Origin of the sequence: Kitasatospora sp. NPDC091257 (genome assembly GCF_044757675.1) — a bacterium.
Lineage (GTDB): Bacteria > Actinomycetota > Actinomycetes > Streptomycetales > Streptomycetaceae > Kitasatospora > Kitasatospora lactacystinica.
Genome location: NZ_JBIVVI010000971.1, coordinates 1 through 3548 on the forward strand (window position 1 = coordinate 1; position 3548 = coordinate 3548).

3 protein-coding genes and 1 pseudogene are annotated in these 3548 nt (G+C 72.4%); all 4 read right to left on the reverse strand.

From position 1 onward, the window contains the following. A pseudogene (locus ACIQOV_RS32935) lies at positions 1-244 on the reverse strand (hypothetical protein); the annotation flags it as partial. An 88-nt stretch (positions 245-332) separates the two neighbouring features. Further along, complete coding sequence (locus ACIQOV_RS32940; protein WP_401054388.1) at positions 333-1028, reverse strand: thioesterase II family protein; 696 nt, start codon at positions 1026-1028, stop codon at positions 333-335. Further along, positions 1025-2692, reverse strand: a complete 1668-nt coding sequence (locus tag ACIQOV_RS32945; RefSeq protein WP_401054389.1) for a non-ribosomal peptide synthetase — start codon at positions 2690-2692, stop codon at positions 1025-1027. Before ACIQOV_RS32945 ends, ACIQOV_RS32940 begins: the two co-directional genes overlap by 4 nt. A 32-nt stretch (positions 2693-2724) precedes the next feature. Next, positions 2725-3498 (reverse strand): thioesterase II family protein, encoded by a 774-nt coding sequence (locus ACIQOV_RS32950; protein ID WP_401054391.1) that lies wholly within the window; start codon positions 3496-3498, stop codon positions 2725-2727. Positions 3499-3548: the final 50 nt, after the last annotated feature.

Genomic DNA, 3548 nt, shown 5'->3' on the forward strand with positions numbered 1-3548 from the left:
CGCACATCTCACTCCTGACATCTCCCTCCCGGTGCAGGGTGGTGGTGCCCCGCTGCGGCCAGGCAGCCGACAGTGCGGGGTGCCGCAGCAGGGCCGTCGTCTCGCGGAACCCGGAGACGATCCACACCTCCAGGTCCTCGTCCCAGCGGACCGGCTCCTCCTCCCGCAGCGGGAGGTAGTCCGCGCAGGGGTCGGCCGCCGGACGGTCGTCGTCGCGGTAGGGGCAGCGTGGGGCCCGTGTCACGGTCACTTGGTACTCTCCGGGTTCTGGTCGACCCGGCGCGGCGGGGCGACCGACGACTGGCCGGGGGTCACCGGTGCGACGGCCGGGCTCAACACGGCTCCCCCTTCGTACAGATCGCCTCGACGGCGGCCACGAGCTGACGCTCGGCGGAGTGCAGGAAGAAGTGGTCGCCGCGGATTTCCTCTGCTCGGAAGGGACCGTCCGTGTAGTCCGCCCACGCCTCGACCGAGGACAGGTCCGCCTCGTCGTCCGTGTCCCCGTAGAACGCCACCACCGGGCAGCCGACCGTACCCGGGGTGCCGGTGCCGTACTCGCCGAGGATCCGGTAGTCGGCGCGGATGACGGGGAGGTAGATCTCCATCAGCTCCTCGTTCTCCAGCAGCTCCTTCGGAGTCCCGCCCAACGCGGCCAGTCGCTCGATGAGTTCGGCGTCGGAGAGTCGGTGGCTGTCCGCGTCGGCGGCCGGCAGCCGGGGTGCGCGGCTGGCCGAGACCAGCAGCGCCGACGGCTCCGGAGCGCCCTTGGAGCGGAGCAACTTGGTCAGCTCGAAGGCGATCACGGCACCGTAGCTGTGGCCGAACAGCACGTACGGCGAGGCCGGGTCGAGCTGCTGGTACAGGTCCGCGAGCAGGGCTGCCAGTTCGTCGATCGGCTCCTCCACGCAGCGTGAGCCCCGGCCGGGGAGCTCCAGCGGCACGACGGTGACGCGGTCCGGCAGGTGCCGCTGCCACGGGTCGTAGACGCGTGCCGAGCACCCGGCGTAAGGAATGCAGTAGAGGTTCAATTGGGCATCTCCGTACGGAGGATGTGGTCGGTCAGCGAGGCGACGGTCGGGTGCCGGAAGATCTCCTTGATCGGCACCCGGATGTCGAGGCCGTCGGTGAGCCGCTTCTGGAGCACCGTCAGGAGGACCGAATTCCCGCCGGCGTCGAAGAAGTTGGTGTTCTCGTCGACGGAGTCCGCGGCGAGCGTCTGCCGCCACGCCTCGGCCACGAGTGCCCGGACGTCCCCCGGGGGCGCCGCGGCGGGCGATTCGGCGGCCTGCACCGCCCGGTCGCCGGCGGCCGGGCCGGCCGCCAGCCCGATCCGGTCCACCTTTCCTGTGGTGGTGCGGGGCAGCGCGGACAGGGCAGTGATCCTGGCGGGGTGGTGGCTCGACGGCAGCCGGTCCTTCAACCAGCCCTGGAGGTCCGCCTCGGCGCGCTGTACCACGAAGGCCACCAGCGCCGCGGTGTCGGGCCGGTCGGCGTCCTGGACCAGCACGACGGCCTGCGAGACCTCCGGGTGCTCCTCCAGGACGGCCTCCACCTCGCCCAGCTCGATCCGGTGTCCGCGCAGCTTGACCTGGCTGTCCAGGCGGCCGAGGAACGTCAGTGCGCCGTCCGGTCCCCGTGCGACCCGGTCCCCGGTGCGGTAGACGCGGCGGCGGCCGTCGGGGGTGTCGCCATGCAGGAAACGCTCAGCCGTCAGCTCCTCCCGGTTGAGGTAGCCGTGCGCCAGCCCCTCCCCGTAGAGCAGGAGTTCACCGCTCTCGTCGGTGAGGAGGCCCACCCCGGCCACCGGCTCGCCGAGCGAGATCCGCTCGGCGGAGTCCACCCGCGCCGCCGTGGCCCAGAGGACTCCCTCAGTCGGGCCGTACACGTTCCAGAGTTCACCGCACCGCGGCAGCAGCTCCCGGGCGAGGCTCGGGGTGAGTGTCTCTCCGCCGGTCCACAGTCGGCTGCCGGGCGCACCCTTCCAGGCGGAGGCCGTCAGCATCCGCCAGAAGCTGGGGGTGGCCTGGACGACGTCCGGCGCGGCCCCCGCCACCAGCTCCGCGAAGGCGAGCGGATCCGCCCTGGTCTCCTCCGGGACCACCGTGAAGGAGGCCCCCACGGTCAGCGGAAGGAGCAGTTCCACCAGCGAGATGTCGAAGGACAGCGCGGCCATCGCCAGCACGCTCTCGCCGGCCGCCAGCCCCGGCCGCTCGGCCAGGCCGGCGAGGCGGTCGATCAGGGCCTGGTGGCCCACCATCACGCCTTTGGGCTGCCCGGTCGAGCCGGAGGTGTACAGGATGTAGGCGATCTCACCCAGGTCCGGTTCCCTCGGCGGCGACGGAAGTCCGTTCCCCTCCAGGGTGAACTCGCCCTCGGCCAGCTCGCGCAGCAGCAGGGCGGGGCGGGCGTCGTCGAGGACCCGGGCCCGCCTGGCCGGCGGGCTCTGCCGGTCGAGCGGCAGCACGGCGCAGCCCGCGGCGTTCGCGGCGAGGATGCCGACGGCCCCGCTGAACCGGCTGGACGCGTCGAGCGCGACGACGGAGCCCGGCCGGACCTTCGCCGCTATCCGCTCGCCGAGGTCTCCGGCCAGCGCGGCGACGTCACGGTAGGTGTAGGTGCGTGCCGTCCGCGCGGCCACGGCCTCGGGCGTCCGCTCCGCCTGAGCCTGGACGACATTCCACACTGTCTCCACGCGAGCCCCCTGGGTTCGAAAAGAAGTACTGGTCAGTGGCCGACGGCCGGGAGCGCCCGGGACACGCTCCGGAGCACGGCCTCCCGCTCGTCGTTGAGGAAGAGGTGGCCGCCGGGGAAGACCTCCACCTCGGTCCGGCCGGTGGTCAGCTCGGCCCAGCCCTGGAGGTGCTCCTCGGCGACCCTGGGGTCCGCGTCGCCGCCGAAGGCCGAGACGGGGCAGGTGAGCAGCTCGCCCGGCCGGTAGACGTAGCCGGCGAACAGCGAGAGGTCGGCCCGGAAGGTCGGCAGGATGAAGGCGGCGAAGTCCGGGTTCTGCAGCAAGGTCTCCGGCGTGCCGTTGAGACGGCGGAGCTCGTTGATCAGCTCCTCGTCGGAGAGGTCGAGTTCGCTCGGCTTCCTGGATTCGTGGGCCGGTAGCGCGCGGCAGCCGGACACCGTGATCCGGACCGGCTCCAGTCCCTGCTCACGCTGCAGTCTGCGGGCGAGCTCCCAGCTGACGATGGCGCCCATGCTGTGCCCGAAGAAGGCGAACGGCCGGTCCAGGTACGGGAGCAGGGCGGGGAGGAGGACGTCCAGCAGCTCTTCCAGGTCCGCGATCGGCCGGTCGAAGAACCGGTCCTCGCGGCCCGGCAGCTGCACGGCGTATGCCTCCACTCCTTCCGGGAGTCCGGCGCCCCACCCCCGGAAGACCGAGGCGCCTGCCCCGGCGTACGGGAAGCAGAAGAGCCGGAGGGCGCCGGGCTCGGTCCGGCCGGGAATCGGCCGGACCCAGCTCTGGGCGGTCTGCGGTGGTGCCGAGTGCATGGGGTTCCGCTCCTACTGGTCGGGAGGGGTAGGGAGGGCGGGGGCGCGCT